Raw genomic sequence first — 16,495 nt, 5'->3', positions numbered from 1 at the left:
ATATCAAGGATGAGTAAAATAGATGCCCAACACGTAATGGAACGTGCTGATCAACTAGCGAGGTTTACTTCCATGCAAGATGGTCTAAAGCGCACCTACTTATCGCCAGAGCATAAGCAGGCGCACCACCAAATCGGAGAATGGATGCTGCAAGCCGGTCTTGAAACATGGCAGGACAGTGTTGGCAACCAATGGGGAAGGAAGGTTTCTTCCAACCCTACTATGCCAACGCTCATTATCGGCTCTCATAGCGATACTGTTGCGGATGCGGGCAAATATGACGGGAACTTGGGTATTTTGCTCGGTATCTCTGCGCTGGAACAACTGAAAAATGTTGAGCTGCCATTTCATGTCGATGTGGTCGCGTTTGCTGATGAAGAAGGCACCCGCTTTAACAGCACATTGATTGGATCAAGTGCAGTTGGGGGGGTGTTTGACCCAAACTGGTTGTCCCTGAAAGATCAGGATGATATCACGATGGCGCAGGCGATGATTGAGTTTGGTCTGTCTCCGGAAGAGGTAGGGAAAGACAGCCGCTCACCAGATGAGGTTATGGCTTACCTAGAAGTGCATATCGAGCAAGGCCCTGTACTAGAAGCGCAGAATCAGACTGTTGGTGTGGTGACTGGCATTGCGGGAGCGAAACGTTTCCAGTTTCAGGTGAAAGGTTTAGCGGGGCACGCAGGTACGGTGCCAATGGGCATGCGTATGGATGCGTTGTGCGCCGTGGCTGAAATGATCACGACGATAGAGAACTATGCTACTGAACAGAGTGCGACTGAAAACAAAGTTGTAGCGACAGTCGGTAAGTGTGAAGTTTCACCTGGGTCAGTTAATGTTATTCCCGGTGAAGTGAACTTTACTCTGGACATTCGCAGCCTGGAGCAGGCGCAATTAGAGAGTGCGTGTGATGATCTACTCACCGCATTAAACGCGATTGCTGAGCAACGTGGTGTCGGTTTCTCGGAGCGACTTCTTTACCAAGCCAGTGCAGTGCCTTGTGATGAGACTTTGCAGAGCCAGTGGGGCGATATTGTCTCACGGGTAACAGAATCTGAGCCTGTATTTCTGCCAAGTGGTGCAGGGCATGACGCACTTGCGATGGTGCACTTAACATCCGTGGGTATGTTGTTTGTTCGTTGTGATAAAGGCATTAGTCATAATCCACTGGAAAGTGTTCAAGAGGATGATGTTGCCGTTGCCTTACAGTGTTTAACACAAATGATCCTCGCCCTGCAGGAGCGCAAAACGGATGGAAACTAAACAAGAACAGATTCATTCTATCGTGCTTGGTATTGCAGGAAACTCGCCGGGTTACCTGGCACAGACAGGGGAGATATCCGCTTTTAGTGATCAGCTCACACCAGAGCAAGAGCGAGCAAAGCAGCAGGAAGCACAGCGCCCGCGAGCATTATTTCCGATGTTTGTCCGTCAGCTTAGTGCCCCGTATCTTAGAGACAGGTATCTTAGTGAGATGCCATTCAGTTCTTCTAAATTATTGTTACCGGAAGAATCAGACGCCAAGGTTCAGATTGAGCCAGAGATAGCGATTAAATGCGGCGTCAGCTATACCGAGCGAGGCCTGGTTGCGGAGCTTACTCCTTATGCACTCACCTTAATTAATGACGTAACTTACCGAAATAAAGCGGTAAATAAGTTAGCCGAAAAGAAAAACTGGGGCCCTTTTAGTAAGGGAATCGCTGACCAAGAGCTGATGATAGAGTCATTCGTCGAGAAATCGCCACTTGATCATCTGAGGTTGTGTGGTTTTCATAGCCGCAACGGGCAATGGCAACTGTGCAGCCAGGATGTGTCGGTGACAGAGTACAACGTGTTTTATCAATCCCTGACAGACTGGCTGGTCGAAACGCTGAATCAGCAAACCGATGCAGGCGCACTGCATAATACACAACTTTTGCTTGCTCAAGCGAATCGCCCAAATGAAATCACCATAGCGATTGGCGCACCATGTTACACCTCATACGGAGAAACCCATCAATTAGTTGAAGGTGATCAAGTGTTTATTTGTGCGTATGACGAGAGACACTTTCAATTAAGTGATATTGAAACCATGTTGTCGAGTCCAAGGCAGCAGTGGATTCAGGAACCGCATATAATGTGGTTAGAACAAACGGTTTATAAAAAGTCAGTCTAAAGAGATAGGTAATAATAACGATGAAAACACAACGAGACCTTGCCATTGCATTTTTTCGCATAGGCTTGTTCGGGTTTGGTGGCGGGCCTACGATGATCCCTCTGGTTCATAAAGAAGTAGTCGACAACTATAAATGGATGAGCGATGACGAATTTGCCAACGTACTTGCTATTGGTAATACGCTGCCAGGTCCTATTGCGACAAAAATGGCGGGCTACATTGGCTACAAAGTGGGTGGCAAATTTGGATGTGTCAACGCTGTTATCATGACGATTATACCGCTCATTATTGCCATGATCGCCGGTTTAGGTCTGTTAAATGAGTACCGCGACAAACCTTGGGTGGCAGGTATGGCACAGGGTGTTTTGCCCGTTGTTGCCTGGATGATGGCCAAGCTTACCTATGACTTCTTGATAAAAGGCTATAAGGCGCTGGGCGCGCTTGCAACTGGCATCGGTATTGCTCTGTCTATCTTATTTATTGTGGTTCTGGGTGTTCATCCAGGGCTCGTTGTAGGAGCTGTTCTGTTAGCAGTATTGGTGAAACCTGACCCAAAGCCTAGTACGGCTGAGGAAAGTCTGAATACAGAAAATAAAAAGGGATAAACATGCAAATTTATATCGATATTTTCCTGGCATTTTTTATTCCGAACATAGTCGGTTACGGCGGCGGTCCGGCTATCATTCCTTTGGTTGAAGCGCAAGTTGTTGGCCATTATGGATGGATGAATGCGAGCCAATTTGCAGAAGTACTGGCATTGGGTAACGCATTACCAAGCCCTATTGCGACAAAGATGGCTGGTTATATAGGTTACGAAGTCGGTGGAACATTAGGTGCAGTTATCGCCGTTTTTGCCACGGTTGCTCCTACTATTATCATCATGATTGCGGCGATGAGTGTGCTGTATAAATACCGCGAATCACCAAAAGTAAAAGCGTTAGGGGCATGGGTTCTGCCGATCATTTTTGTTCTGATGCTATTGCTGAGTTACAAATTGATCATGTCCGGTAGTGCGGCTGGTTGGGGACATTTTGTATTTCTGTTCGCTGTGGCTGGACTGTGCTTGGAAAAGTTGAAAGTTCACCCAACTTACGTGATTTGCGCAAGCTTAATATATGGTGCTGTTCTGCTTTGAGTTGAATCGGTCTCAATCTGACAAAGGAGCAAGTGCAGTGTCGCGCTTGCTTTCCTTCCTTCTCCCTCCCACTCTTTATCCTTGAACTTTTGTTGCGCCTCTATATCTGGTGGATACCTTTACCTAATAAGCAAGGCAATGACACAAATCTAAACCTGAAGAATTTGTCTATGGAATTAATCAATTAGGCTCACTTCAGGTCATGAAACGTTTATTTTTTGACTAGAATTAGAAGAGTTCATCATTCGTCGCCTGGACTGGCACTCCATCATGTCTTGGCGAACAACATATATCGTAGTTGGCGAGAGGTGTTTGTGATTAGAAAAAAGGAAATCTATTCATACGTCATTGTATTCATAGCAATGATCGTTATGTCGATTACCATTTATCTTTTAACCACTGAAGATGACACAACATACACCAATGTACTAAATCGAGAAAGCTTCATAGAGAACGAAGTCGCGTTCAACCAACCAAGTTTTTTAGACACTCATGAACTTAAGTTGGAGGTTGATAAAGTTAAGCGAGAAGTCACCAAAATGTCGTCAGATTTGGAGAGAGTGAGTTTAGAGTATGCTGAACTCATCGGTGAAATGGAGGTGATTAAAAATAACCTAGACTGGCTGAGTAAGAGTACCACTTTCGGTTCCTATACGAGGGAAATGTTACAGCAGTTGCCTCAAGGAATAGACATGGAACGTCTTCATGATTACCGTTCTCAGGTCAATATCAGACTGTACGAAATGACTAAAGCTGAGAGGGCTGTGATCTTGGTACGTAGAGGCAGTTCGAGTAACGACGAAAGTGTTGACTTAGAAAAGCTTCAGCAATTAATTTCTCTGTATACGTCTCTTTCAAACCAGATAGATACTCTGATCTCTGTTTCTAGTGACTATTCCATCGTACTGGAAGAAGCCAGATCCTTTCTTCAAGAGCGTGTCGTCTGGACTTATAGTAGCTCGCCCATTTGGAAAAATGTTTTTAGTCTGAATACCAAAAAGTTATTTGGTGTGACTTCCCTGAACAGTTCAGTTTCTCGAAATGTCGACTTGGCAAAGGTTCGAATTTCACTCGTTTATTTTGTGGTGATCTCGGTAGTTTTGTTTGTTTTAAATTGGTGGGTAAAGTTAAAACTTGACTTTGTCTCATTGCGGCAAGAGAAGGTGTTTGGTAATCCGTTAAGGGACAGCTTTTCAAACAGTATCGTAGTGTTAACGATCACGTTCGTTGCCTCTGCAATCCTACCGGTATTTTTCTTCACTTGTGTATGGTTTCTTGACTTCAATTGGACACGTCAGCCGTCAATTTTATTTGATGAAGTTATGATTGCGAGTTTCATCTTGCTATGGAGTATTGGGTTCCTTTACCATTTTTCTAGGGATAAAGGGATGTTGGAGTTGCACTTTCGTTGGTCTAAAGAAGTCTGCCAAACAATCCACCATCGAGTAAGAGTCATCATGTATCCGCTACTCGTTATTCTGATTCTGTTTCACTCTTTACGTTTGATAGCTCAAGAAAATGATGCCGAGATCTTGCGTCTTCTATTTTTACTCGTCGTTGCTTTACTCTTTATCTTGTATAAGAGTGCATTAAATTTGAAAGAAATGAACGTTCATCTACCTGCCTTTTTTCAATCGGGGGTCGGGTTCTTTTTTATTTATTATTCCGTCTTGGGGTCATACTTTATTGTCATGATGATGGCGATATTGGGTTTGTATGTCGCTTCTTGGAAAATACTCGTTCTTCAACAGTTAAACATATTCGTGTTAATCGGCGTGTTTTTGGTTTATCAGCTTGGTGAACGTTGGCTGATACTTGAACAGAGGCAATTGATCTATCAGCGCTTTCTTGCAAAGCGAGAAGAGAAGATCGCTCGTGAAAGTGAAGGGTTAACGGAAGAAGCGTCAGCATTTGAAACTGAAGATCAGGGGTTAGATAAGGCTTTAATTAGTGAGCAGTCGATGACGTTGTTGAAAGGGCTTTGTTTGGTCTTATTAGTCACCGCGCTTTCTACAATATGGTCAAATCAGCTTGAGCTAACCAACTGGATGGATAACGTTGTTTTGTGGCAGTCTACTCCGTCTGCGGGTACTGGTGCAGAGCCGGTTGATATCACGTTGAAATCGTTGATGTATGCACTACTGACTTTAATCATTTCTTTTGTCAGTATTCGTAATATCCCCGGCCTGTTAGAGTTGTTGGTTTTACGTCGGATGAGCCTAGCGGCTGGAACGGGCTATACAATTACCACACTGTTACGATACGCCATACTGATGCTTGGTATTACTATCGCATTCACGACTATCGGCATAGAGTGGGAGCGATTGCAATGGTTAGTCGCTGCGATAGGTGTTGGTTTAGGCTTTGGTCTTCAGGAAATCTTTGCCAACTTTATCTCTGGTTTAATACTTCTCTTTGAGAGGCCAATAAGGATAGGGGACACCGTCACTATTAATGAACTTTCAGGAACCGTCAGTAAAATTCAAACTCGTTCAACAACGATAATCGATTGGGATAATAAAGAGATAGTCGTCCCTAACAAAGTGTTTATTACAGACAAACTTATCAACTGGTCTTTAACCGACTCGGTCACCAGGGTGGTGATTCCTGTTGGGGTTGCCTATGGTTCAGATATCGACCTTGTCGAAGAACTATTGTATCGCGCAATAGAAGGCTCCCCACTCGTCTTAAGCGTCCCTGAACCACAAGTGTATTTTCTGACTTTTGGTGATAGCAGCTTAGAGTTCGAACTTAGACTCTATATCAATTCAATTGACGACCGCTTACCAACCCTTCATTTAGTCAATAAAAAAATCAGTCAGCTGTTTAAAGAGAGCAGTATTGAAATTGCTTTCCCTCAGCTTGATGTGCACCTGAAGGATGTAGAAAAGTCATAAAGCTTCTCGCGTAGTATTGAGAATGTAAAGTCGAGCATAGAGCGGATATTCAAGTCCGTTCTAAAATCCTGATAGAGACACTTGCCGCCGACGTACGGTTATCAACGTCGAGCTTTTTGTACACTTGCTCAAGATGTTTGTTCACGGTTCGAGGGCTCATCTCCAAAATTTGGGCTATTTCCCAGTTGGTCTTGCCAAATGATAGCCAGTAAAGCACCTGTGACTCGCGTTTTGTTAAACCTAAATGGGTTTGCAGATCTTTTTCACAGCCGTTTTGCTTTGGCGTCGAAATACGTACAAGCGAATGGATTCGATTGTAATCACCTGCATAACTGGCCTCTAGCGGAGGCGTAAATTGTTTCAATATAAGTGGCGCATCCGCTGGCGTTTGCATCAACCAAATGGCGATGTCTTGCTGAATACTTTGCCAGGTAGCAGCAAAGTCGTCACCGAGCGTAGAAAGTAACTCTTGCGCGTGTGGGGTGGCCCATTCGAGGTTACCATTACTGGAAACACAAAAAATATATTGCCCAGCATAATCCAATGCTGCTTGCGCGGATTTCGCCAGTCGAGCGGACTGACTATGGACTTTAATTCGCGCTAACACCTCATCTGGTACCACTGGTTTGGTTATGTAGTCTGTGCCGCCGGACTCAAAGCCCCGCATGACGTGTTTCGAATCATTTAACCCTGTCATAAAGATAATTGGAGTCGAGGGCAGAAGCTCTTTGAGTCTGACGCAAGTATCAAATCCATCCATCTCAGGCATGATGGCATCGAGCAAGATTACATCGGGCTGTACTTTTTCAATAATTGAAAGTGCCTGAACTCCGTTGAGTGCGACCAGTACGGTAAGCCCTGCCTGATTTAACGTCGCATTAAGCATGCTCAGTGATTCAGGTGAGTCATCAACGACCAAAACTGTAATGTTATTGCTTGTTATAATGCTCATTAAGAATTCCGTTTATTTGCAAAATAATATTATTGAAATTACATTCCTGCAGGTTCTGTTTTAACTTCACAATCCAATCATTACTTCCAGACAGAGCCTGTTCTATCTTTTCTAGCTCGCTGCTTACTCCGGATAAAAAGCCAATCTCAGCGTGCTCTTTTAGCTGAATTAGTTGCTCGTAACTCGGGATCGCGTCCAGCTGTTTTTTTTGCATCGACATCAGCGGTATCCGATACATGGTCATCTGCTTCATCATATAGCCAGTGAATGTTGAGCAAGCGATTGAGCTTGGCCAGTAGCATGGGTACTGATACTGGCTTGGTTAAATAGTCACTGTGATAGCGTTGTAGTTGGTTGTTGGTTTCCAACTCCTGAATATTTGCCGATAGCATCAGAATGGGCTGCCGGAAGTCTTCTTTGCGTAGTTGTATTGCCAGCTGCCAGCCATTGACCTGCGGCATGAATATATCCAGCATAAACAGATCAACATGGTGCTGTTTTATCAACTTGAGAGCTTGTGGGGCATTATCCGCTAACAAGACATTAAACCCTAATGGAGTTAGTATGCGAGAAATCAACTGGCGCTGATCTTCGATATCATCTACGACCATGATTGTCTTGCGTTCGCCCGTATATCCAGTTACCGCGTCACTTAACAACTCCGGTTCTGGCAACCCATCTTTGACTTCAGGCAACATTAGCTTTAATACAAAAGCACTACCGTGGTCGACTTTACTGGTGCAAGAAATTTCCCCGCCCATTATTTCGGCTAACGCGTTTGAGATGGTTAAGCCCAAACCGGATCCCGGAATTGCTTCGGTTTTCTGATTCTTAATACGCTCGAAAGGTTTAAATATCAGACGTAAGTCTTGTTCTGATAAGCCTATTCCGGTGTCCTGAACTGTGAAATGCACCACTTGGTTGCGGTAACTCACTTTAAACAAAATCGTACCGTTTTCGGTGTATTTAATGGCATTACCGAGAAGGTTAATCAATATCTGACGCAGTCGCTGTTTGTCTGTGGCAACAAATGTAGGTAAATAACCGGATGCTTCGTATTCGAAATTTAATCCTTTGCGCTGCGCCTGCATCGAGAACATGCTGACCAGTTGTTCTAGCAATGCGGTTAGGCTGAACTCGTCACGATGAAGTTCTAAACGTCCGGCTTCAATTTTTGAAATCTCTAACAAGCCTTCAATCATATCGGACAGGTGTTTACCATTACGCTTGAGCACCTCTGCATACTGTCTCGTCTGGTTGTCGAGTTTGTTGTCGGAACTCAGTAATTGAGCGTAGCCAAGCAATATATTTAAAGGGGTACGCAGTTCATGGCTTAAACTGGCAAGGTAGCGGCTTTTGGCGTTATTTGCGGTTTCTGCCGAGCGTTTCGCCTGCTGCAGGGCCTGAGACGTTTTGTGGTGCGCATTGACCTCTTTTGTCAGCAGAGCGGTGTGTGATTTGAGTTCTTTTACTGCAGTTCTGTTACTTGTGCGCGCCAATACGAACAACCAGCTGATGATACCAATCGGTATAAGCAGAAGGGCAAAAGCGTTAACTAAACCATTCGATATGGCAGACATATGCGTTTGTTCAAGCTGAGGTATTTGAGAATACGCCAGCGCGAGAATCGCTCCCATCGCCAGGCTGACCGTCAACATAACTACCACAAAATGGGCGACTGTTGACGATAACCGATTGACCCAGATGGTGGAAAAGTAGGGTGAGAGTACTTGTTTTATCTGCGCACTGAATGTTGCATTGGGGCGGCAGTTATCCTGGCAACGAACGTCTAACGAGCAGCACAGAGAACAGATGTGGCCACCGTAAGCTGGGCATAACGCCATATCTTCATGCTCAAAGGTGTGTTCGCATACAGAGCATTGATGCTCCTCATCTGCACTGGAAATGATGATGTCGCTGTGAACCAGTTCGTTACGGACAAGGTAGTAACGGCTTTTGGTGAGCATCGCGATGAGTGGTGCAGTAATAAATGGCAGAACAAAAGCAATATAGGAAGCAAAGGCTTTAGTGATTTCACCATAAAAATCGAGATGGGCGGTAATGCCGATCCCCGATGCAATTAGCATTGAACCGACACCAACCGGATTAACGTCGTAGAGTTTCGAACGTTTAAACTCGATGATTTTAGGGCTGAGACCGAGAGGCTTGTTGATCACCAGATCTGCGACAATAGAGCCTATCCACGCTAGAACCAGGACGGAATAAACCTGCAATGTCTGCTCAATCAGTTGATAAACACCAAGCTCCATGAGAAGTAGGGCAATCAAGACGTTGAATACCATCCACACTACTCGCCCGGGATGGTGATGGGTGAGTCGGGAAAAGAAGTTTGACCAAGCTAGCGAGCCGGCATAAGCGTTCGCTACATTAATTTTTAGCTGAGAAATGATCACAAACAGCCCGGCAGCAAGTAAGGCGAGTTGGGTGTTGTCCGAGGTATAGCTAAATACAGTGAAATACATGTGTGCAGGGTCACCGGCCAGATTCGGTAATACACCATGGCTGATGGCAAGCCAGGCCAAAAAGCTGCCCAAAACAAGCTTCATCGAACCGAAAATCATCCATCCCGGACCACCTAAAAGCATGGCACTCCACCACTTCAGCTTTCCGCAACGTTCTTTAGCAGGGAGAAAACGTAAGAAGTCGACCTGTTCGCCTATTTGAGCCACAACCGAGAGTAATACCGCCGATGCAGATCCAAAAAGCAGCCAGTTAAAGTCGCTGCCAACATCATTCACTCCGGTGTAATTTAACCATTCATCTATTTTGGCGTCTTCATGAGTGAATACATAGAGCAACGGTACGATCTGCAGCATTAACCAAATGGGTTGAGACCACATCTGAAAGCGCCCGATATTGGTAATACCGAGCACGACGAGAGGGATGACGATAACGGAACTGATTACGTAAGCAATGGCGAGCGGAATATCAAACAGTAGCTCGATAGCCATCGACATGATGGCGGCTTCCAGCGCGAAAAAGATAAAGGTAAAGGAGGCGTAAATCAGTGAAACAATGGTAGAACCGATGTAGCCGAAACCTGCGCCACGGCTTAATAAATCAATATCGACGCCGTGCTTTGCGGCGTAATAACAGATTGGAATTCCAGAAAAGATGACGACTAAGGCGACGGCGAGGATAGCCCAAAGCGAGTTCGTGACACCGTAGTTAAGAGTGATGGTGCCACCAAGTGCCTCTAGCACCAGAAATGAGACGATACCTAGCGCTGTGTTCGCAATCCAACTTGCTGACCACTTTCTGGCGCGCTTGGCGGTAAAGCGTAACGCGAAATCTTCAAGCAGCTCGTTACCGACCAGTTTATTGTAGCGGCGCCTCGTAACGTGGACTTTTTGTTGTGTAGAGATAATTCATCATCCTTGAGAATTAAAATGTTGGTTTCAACACGGTACTGATACAAATAACAATGCACATCCTGTGCGAAAGCAAGTATAGCTCGCATTTGATAGTTCAACTATGCGTAATTTAACGTAGTTTTTGTGCGCTAACCACGCATATTCAAGATCATCATTCTGGTCGATACTCAATTTTGTTCATTTAGTCAACAGGGTTTATCCATTGGATAAGTACGACCGTGACATGAATTAGTGTTTGTAATTAACAAAATTAATGAAAGGAAGAAGACGAATGAAACGGAATTTCCTGGCGACTTCGGTATTAGCAGCGTCACTACTAAGCGGATACGCAATGGCAGAAGACACCATTAAAGTGGGTGTACTTCACTCTCTATCAGGCACCATGGCAATCAGTGAAACCACACTGAAAGACACAATGCTGATGCTGATTGATGAACAGAATAAAAAAGGCGGCTTGTTAGGCAAAAAGCTTGAAGCGGTTGTGGTAGACCCGGCTTCAGACTGGCCTCTGTTTGCGGAAAAAGCGCGTGAGCTGATCTCCAAAGATAAAGTCGATGCTGTGTTCGGTTGTTGGACATCGGTATCGCGTAAGTCCGTACTACCCGTATTTGAAGAGCTGGACAGTTTACTGTTCTACCCAGTTCAGTATGAAGGTGAAGAGTCTTCGAAAAACGTATTCTACACTGGCGCTGCGCCAAATCAGCAAGCCATTCCTGCGGTCGATTATCTTCTTGACCAGGGTGTACAGCGTTGGGTTCTGGCAGGTACAGACTACGTTTACCCGCGTACTACCAACAAAATTCTTGAAGCGTACCTAAAAGACAAAGGTGTGGCTGAAGCCGATATCATGATCAATTACACACCATTTGGTCACTCTGACTGGCAGTCAATTGTTTCAGACATTAAGAAGTTCGGCTCTACTGGTAAGAAAACTGCCGTTGTATCGACTATCAACGGCGACGCGAACGTACCTTTCTACAAAGAGCTGGGTAACCAAGGTCTTTCTGCAGACGATATTCCAGTGGTTGCGTTCTCAGTAGGTGAAGAAGAATTGTCCGGTATGGATACCTCTGCATTGGTAGGTCACTTAGCTGCATGGAACTACTTCATGAGCGTTGAATCTGATGTGAATGATGAGTTCATCGAGAAATGGCACAAATTCATCAAGAGTGATGAGCGTGTGACTAATGACCCTATGGAAGCGCATTACATTGGCTTCAACATGTGGGTGGAAGCGGTTAAGAAAGCGGGAACAACTGACCCTAAAGTTGTGGGTGATGCACTGATTGGTGTCACTGTTCCTAACCTGACTGGCGGCTATTCAGCAATGATGCCTAACCATCACATTACTAAGCCTGTTCTTATCGGCGAAATTCAGGACGATGGCCAGTTTGAGACCGTATGGAAAACATCGGGCTTAGTGGCTGGTGATGCATGGTCTGATTTCTTACCAGGCTCTAAAGACCTTGTCTCGGATTGGCGCGCACCGCTATCTTGCGGTAACTACAACACCAAAACCGGCAAGTGTTCGGGCCAAAACTTCTAATCCGGATTGTTAAACGTTTTTCAGCTTAGGTGGCAGTGCCCGAGTAATTTAGGTCGCTGCCACTAAGCTGAGTGTCTTAATTCATTTTCTTGTTATGTAGAGAAAACTATTCGTTTAACCAGAGGTTTGCCCGCGATGTTTCACATCTCCAGATTTCAACGACCAATGCATTTATGCGATGGAATGGTCTCTACCATTTCACGCGTTTTCGTTGTGATTTTTAGCTTCATTATAGCGACGCATGCGTTCGCCCAGACCACTGACTTTGAAAGTGAGTTACAGCGTCTTACTACGAGAGACTACAATCAGATTCGTATCGCAGTGAATAATATTGGTGAGAGTGGTGATGAACGCTCCATTCAGGTTTTAGAGTTATTGTTAGGTGGCGACATCTACCTAGATAAAGAATCTGAGCAGTTGGTCAAAATCGTCGAGAAAAAAGGTAGTAATTATCTTGTTACCCCACTTTTTGCCGAAATCTCGGCAGAGCCAGAACAAGTAAAGCGCCGTTCTGTTAAGAAAATCGGTATTAACAACCAGATTCGCGGTGATATTAAAGCACAGTTAGCGTCACTTAATATTCGTCATCCAGACTCGAGTGTCCGCATTAAAGCGGTAACACAGTTGATGGGAGAGTTGGATGAGCAGAGTTATTCCTTACTGGAAAAAGCTCGCATCAGTGAGCAGGATTCCGATGTTCAGCAGGTACTGGATACCGCATTAGCGATTTATCAGTTGGAACATTCAAGTGACCAACTGGGGCAGGAAAACGCGATAGCGACGCTAGGTGAAAGCTACCAACCAAGTGCTCGTAATGCACTTAACCAGTTTTTAGCCACAGAACCTAATGAAGCGCTCACAAGTGCGACGAACCGGGCACTCGGAAAAATAGAGCAGCGCGTGAGTCTGGCCCATTTTGGCGAAACGCTGTTTTTTGGTTTGAGCCTTGGTTCTGTATTGGTGCTTGCGGCTATAGGTCTTGCGATTACGTTCGGTGTTATGGGCGTGATTAACATGGCGCATGGTGAGCTAATCATGCTAGGCGCTTATACCACTTACGTTATTCAAACATTGATGCCGAATCATATTGGTTGGTCAATCGTGGTTTCAATACCTGTGGCATTTCTGGTGTCAGGAGCCGTGGGGATCTTAATCGAAAGAGGGGTGATTCGCTTTTTGTACGGACGCCCGCTGGAAACACTGCTAGCGACATTTGGTATCAGTCTGGTTTTACAACAAACCGTGCGTACTATTTTCTCGCCGCTTAACCGCTCGGTGTCGACACCCGAATGGATGCAAGGCGTGATTGAAATAAATCCTTTGCTCAGTCTGACACTCAACCGTTTCTACATCATTGTTTTCTGTCTAATTGTGTTTGCGCTCTTATTTGCCGTATTACGTTATACCCGCTTAGGTATTGAGGTACGTGCCGTTTCCCAAAACCGCAGCATGGCGCGCGCGATGGGCGTACGTTCGGAATGGGTCGATGCAATGACCTTCGGCTTGGGCTCTGGCATCGCAGGTATTGCAGGCGTGGCGCTCAGCCAACTTACCAACGTAGGACCAAACTTGGGTCAGCAGTACATCATCGACTCATTCATGGTGGTGGTGTTTGGTGGTGTCGGTAACTTGTGGGGAACACTGGTGGCCGGTATGTCGCTTGGTATTGCTAACAAAGTGATGGAGCCCTGGGCTGGCGCCGTTCTGGCGAAAATTTTGGTGCTGGTATTTATCATTCTCTTTATTCAGAAGAAACCCCGAGGCTTGTTCCCTCAGAAGGGTCGCTCGGCGGAGGGTTAATCATGGATCTTCAATCAAAATTGTTTGATCGTTCTACATTGCTGTTTTTGATTGTGCTAGGTGCAGCGCTTTGTTTGATACCTGCATTGAACCTGTTCTTTGCTGAAGGTTCGGCGCTTCATGTTTCCACTTATACCGTGACGCTACTGGGTAAATATCTGACTTATGCGTTACTCGCTGTCGCGGTGGATTTAGTCTGGGGTTATTTGGGTATTCTGAGCTTAGGTCATGCGGCGTTTTTCGCGATGGGTGGTTACGCGATGGGCATGTATTTAATGCGTCAGATTGGGGACCGGGGTGTGTACGGCAACCCAGAGTTACCTGACTTTATGGTTTTCCTTAACTGGCAGGAGCTGCCTTGGTTTTGGCACGGGTTTGATCAGTTCTGGTTTGCAATGTTGATGGTGGTGTTAGCGCCGGGCCTACTCGCGTTCGTGTTTGGCTGGTTTGCATTTCGTTCTCGTGTGACGGGTGTTTATCTATCCATTATCACTCAGGCACTGACGTTCGCCTTACTGCTGGCTTTCTTCCGTAATGAAATGGGCTTTGGTGGGAACAACGGATTAACCGACTTTAAAGATATCTTAGGTTATGACCTGCAAGCCAATGCCACGCGCTTAACTTTGTTTGTTCTGTCAGGTATCGCGCTCGGATTGGGTTATCTGGCTTGTCGATTTATCGTTGTCAGTCGTTTGGGGCGCGTCGCCATGGCAGTGCGTGATGCTGAAGCTCGTACACGCTTTACCGGTTATAAAGTCGAGTACGTCAAGCTGGCGATTTTCACCTTTTCTGCTGTGCTCGCTGGCATTGCTGGTGCCTTGTATGTACCTCAGGTTGGCATCATCAACCCATCAGAATTTTCTCCGATTAACTCAATTGAATTAGTGGTTTGGGTAGCACTGGGCGGACGCGCAACTCTGTACGGTGCGGTAGTTGGTGCGTTAGCGGTCAACTACGCTAAAACCTATTTAACGGCAGCTCTGCCAGAAGTATGGCTGTTTAGTTTGGGTGCGATGTTTGTTCTGGTTACTTTGTTTTTGCCTCAGGGAGTGACAGGCTTAATAAAACGTAAAGAGGTGCAGGCATGAGTATTTTAAGCATTGCTAAAGAACTGACCGACCGAGAGCACGTTTACGAGTTTATGAAGCCTCAAGTCAACCCGATGCTCAAAGTGGGGCACGGATGCTTGTTGTATCTCGAAGACATCAGTGTGTCGTTCGATGGTTTTAAAGCGATCAATAATCTGAATCTTTACATCAAAGAAGGGGAATTACGCTGCATCATTGGACCCAATGGTGCCGGAAAAACCACCATGATGGACATCATTACGGGGAAAACGCGACCTGACGCTGGTACCGCTTGGTTTGGGCAAAACATTAATTTGCTGCAAATGAGTGAGCCTGAAATTGCCCAGGCGGGCATAGGCCGTAAGTTCCAGAAACCGACCGTTTTTGAATCGCAATCGGTATTCCACAATTTAGAGCTGGCAATGGCCGGACCGAAAACGGTGTTTTCAACGCTGTTTGCTTCCCTCTCTCCGAGCCAGGTGGATCACATTGATCATGTGCTTAAACAAATTGACTTATACGAACAGCGCGCTCTGTTGGCTGGCGCTTTATCCCATGGTCAAAAGCAGTGGTTAGAAATCGGCATGTTGCTGATGCAAAACCCGAAACTGCTGCTGGTGGATGAGCCTGTTGCGGGAATGACCCATCAGGAGATGGATAGAACTGGTGAGCTGCTGACTTCATTAGCGGGCGATCACACTATTGTACTCGTCGAGCACGATATGGATTTTGTTCGCTCGATAGCGCGTGACGTAACGGTGTTACACCAAGGCAGTGTATTAGCGGAAGGCTCTATGGATCAGGTGCAGAGCAACCGTAAGGTGGTGGAAGTCTACCTTGGAGAAGAAGCATGATTGAGATTAAAGCATTAAACCAGTTCTACGGACAGAGCCATACGCTTTGGGACCTCGACATGCAGATTCCAGAAGGAAAATGTACCGTTTTAATGGGACGCAATGGCGTGGGCAAAACCACGTTATTGCAATGCATTATGGGACTGCTGCCAACCAAGAGTGGTGAGATTAATTTCCTAGGGAACAACATCACTAAACTGGCTGCTGAGAAACGTGCACCGATTGGAATTGGTTATGTGCCGCAGGGGCGTCAGATCTTTCCATTGCTAACCGTAGAAGAGAACTTACGTATCGGATTACCGATGAGAAAAGATGGTACCAGACAGATCCCTGAATTTATTTACGAACTTTTTCCGGTGCTTAAAGAGATGTTACACCGCCGTGGTGGTGACTTATCTGGTGGTCAGCAGCAACAGCTGGCGATAGGCCGTGCGTTGGTGATAGACCCTAAACTGCTTATTCTGGATGAACCGACCGAAGGCATCCAGCCCAATGTCGTCGCTGAGATTGGCGACATTATCCGCCGCCTTAATAAAGAGATTGGTCTGACGGTGTTACTGGTCGAACAGAAACTACCATTTGCACGTAAAGTCGCTGACAACTTTTGCATTATCGACCGTGGACGCCAAGTGGCGACGGGTGAAATGCAAGAGCTTAATGATGCATTAGTGAAGAAATATCTGACGGTGTAAGC

The 16,495-nt window shown here is 45.7% G+C and carries 12 protein-coding genes; 10 read left to right on the top strand and 2 right to left on the bottom strand.

Going from position 1 to position 16,495, the window contains the following annotated elements:
- Window positions 1-9: 9 nt before the first annotated feature.
- The 5 genes from KHN79_RS07680 to KHN79_RS07660 all read left to right on the top strand — a co-directional run bounded on the left by KHN79_RS07680 (window position 10) and on the right by KHN79_RS07660 (window position 6,187).
- Window positions 10-1,263 (top strand): allantoate amidohydrolase, encoded by a 1,254-nt coding sequence (locus tag KHN79_RS07680; RefSeq protein WP_182007702.1) that lies wholly within the window; start codon window positions 10-12, stop codon window positions 1,261-1,263.
- The gene (locus tag KHN79_RS07675; protein WP_182007703.1) at window positions 1,253-2,155 is read left to right on the top strand and encodes a DUF5718 family protein; all 903 of its coding nucleotides are present in this window, start codon (window positions 1,253-1,255) and stop codon (window positions 2,153-2,155) included. Before KHN79_RS07680 ends, KHN79_RS07675 begins: the two co-directional genes overlap by 11 nt.
- Before the next feature lie 20 nt (window positions 2,156-2,175).
- On the top strand, window positions 2,176-2,760 hold the full coding sequence (locus KHN79_RS07670; protein WP_182007704.1) for a chromate transporter: 585 nt from the start codon (window positions 2,176-2,178) through the stop codon (window positions 2,758-2,760).
- A gap of 2 nt (window positions 2,761-2,762) precedes the next feature.
- Window positions 2,763-3,290: a chromate transporter gene (locus KHN79_RS07665; RefSeq protein WP_182007705.1), complete on the top strand. Its 528-nt coding sequence runs from the start codon at window positions 2,763-2,765 to the stop codon at window positions 3,288-3,290.
- A gap of 314 nt (window positions 3,291-3,604) precedes the next feature.
- On the top strand, window positions 3,605-6,187 hold the full coding sequence (locus KHN79_RS07660; protein ID WP_182007706.1) for a mechanosensitive ion channel domain-containing protein: 2,583 nt from the start codon (window positions 3,605-3,607) through the stop codon (window positions 6,185-6,187).
- Window positions 6,188-6,236: 49 nt separating this feature from the next.
- Here the strand turns inward: KHN79_RS07660 and KHN79_RS07655 are convergent, their stop codons facing one another.
- Together KHN79_RS07655 and KHN79_RS07650 are read right to left on the bottom strand one after the other, a co-directional pair.
- A complete protein-coding gene (locus KHN79_RS07655; protein WP_182007707.1) occupies window positions 6,237-7,139 on the bottom strand; it encodes a response regulator in 903 nt (300 codons plus the stop codon).
- A 146-nt stretch (window positions 7,140-7,285) separates the two neighbouring features.
- Window positions 7,286-10,363, bottom strand: a complete 3,078-nt coding sequence (locus tag KHN79_RS07650) for an ATP-binding protein (RefSeq protein WP_244812544.1) — start codon at window positions 10,361-10,363, stop codon at window positions 7,286-7,288.
- Window positions 10,364-10,805: 442 nt separating this feature from the next.
- On the opposite strand from KHN79_RS07650, the gene urtA reads away from it, so the two are divergent.
- From urtA to urtE, 5 genes are all read left to right on the top strand, one after another.
- Entirely contained in the window at window positions 10,806-12,080 is a 1,275-nt protein-coding gene (gene urtA / locus KHN79_RS07645; RefSeq protein ID WP_182007708.1) for an urea ABC transporter substrate-binding protein, read from the top strand.
- A gap of 183 nt (window positions 12,081-12,263) precedes the next feature.
- On the top strand, window positions 12,264-13,880 hold the full coding sequence (gene urtB / locus KHN79_RS07640; protein WP_244812542.1) for an urea ABC transporter permease subunit UrtB: 1,617 nt from the start codon (window positions 12,264-12,266) through the stop codon (window positions 13,878-13,880).
- Between the two features lie 2 nt (window positions 13,881-13,882).
- On the top strand, window positions 13,883-14,968 hold the full coding sequence (gene urtC, locus KHN79_RS07635) for an urea ABC transporter permease subunit UrtC (RefSeq protein ID WP_182007710.1): 1,086 nt from the start codon (window positions 13,883-13,885) through the stop codon (window positions 14,966-14,968).
- Window positions 14,965-15,801, top strand: a complete 837-nt coding sequence (gene urtD / locus KHN79_RS07630; RefSeq protein WP_182007711.1) for an urea ABC transporter ATP-binding protein UrtD — start codon at window positions 14,965-14,967, stop codon at window positions 15,799-15,801. The genes urtC and urtD overlap by 4 nt, the downstream gene beginning before the upstream one ends.
- Window positions 15,798-16,493: an urea ABC transporter ATP-binding subunit UrtE gene (urtE, locus tag KHN79_RS07625; RefSeq protein ID WP_182007712.1), complete on the top strand. Its 696-nt coding sequence runs from the start codon at window positions 15,798-15,800 to the stop codon at window positions 16,491-16,493. The genes urtD and urtE overlap by 4 nt, the downstream gene beginning before the upstream one ends.
- The last annotated feature ends 2 nt before the right edge of the window (window positions 16,494-16,495 follow it).

The sequence above is a fragment of the Vibrio sp. B1FLJ16 genome (assembly GCF_905175385.1).
Lineage (GTDB): Bacteria > Pseudomonadota > Gammaproteobacteria > Enterobacterales > Vibrionaceae > Vibrio.
This window is presented reverse-complemented; position numbering and strand designations above follow the sequence as displayed.

What these genes read in the sequence shown, in the direction of transcription:
- urtA (WP_182007708.1), top strand. Translation starts at nt 10,806, where the DNA reads ATGAAACGGAATTTCCTGGCGACTTCGGTATTAGCAGCGTCACTACTA.
- urtC (WP_182007710.1), top strand. Translation starts at nt 13,883, where the DNA reads ATGGATCTTCAATCAAAATTGTTTGATCGTTCTACATTGCTGTTTTTG.
- KHN79_RS07665 (WP_182007705.1), top strand. Translation starts at nt 2,763, where the DNA reads ATGCAAATTTATATCGATATTTTCCTGGCATTTTTTATTCCGAACATA.
- urtD (WP_182007711.1), top strand. Translation starts at nt 14,965, where the DNA reads ATGAGTATTTTAAGCATTGCTAAAGAACTGACCGACCGAGAGCACGTT.
- KHN79_RS07675 (WP_182007703.1), top strand. Translation starts at nt 1,253, where the DNA reads ATGGAAACTAAACAAGAACAGATTCATTCTATCGTGCTTGGTATTGCA.
- urtE (WP_182007712.1), top strand. Translation starts at nt 15,798, where the DNA reads ATGATTGAGATTAAAGCATTAAACCAGTTCTACGGACAGAGCCATACG.
- urtB (WP_244812542.1), top strand. Translation starts at nt 12,264, where the DNA reads ATGGTCTCTACCATTTCACGCGTTTTCGTTGTGATTTTTAGCTTCATT.
- KHN79_RS07670 (WP_182007704.1), top strand. Translation starts at nt 2,176, where the DNA reads ATGAAAACACAACGAGACCTTGCCATTGCATTTTTTCGCATAGGCTTG.
- KHN79_RS07655 (WP_182007707.1), bottom strand. Translation starts at nt 7,139, where the DNA reads ATGAGCATTATAACAAGCAATAACATTACAGTTTTGGTCGTTGATGAC.
- KHN79_RS07680 (WP_182007702.1), top strand. Translation starts at nt 10, where the DNA reads ATGAGTAAAATAGATGCCCAACACGTAATGGAACGTGCTGATCAACTA.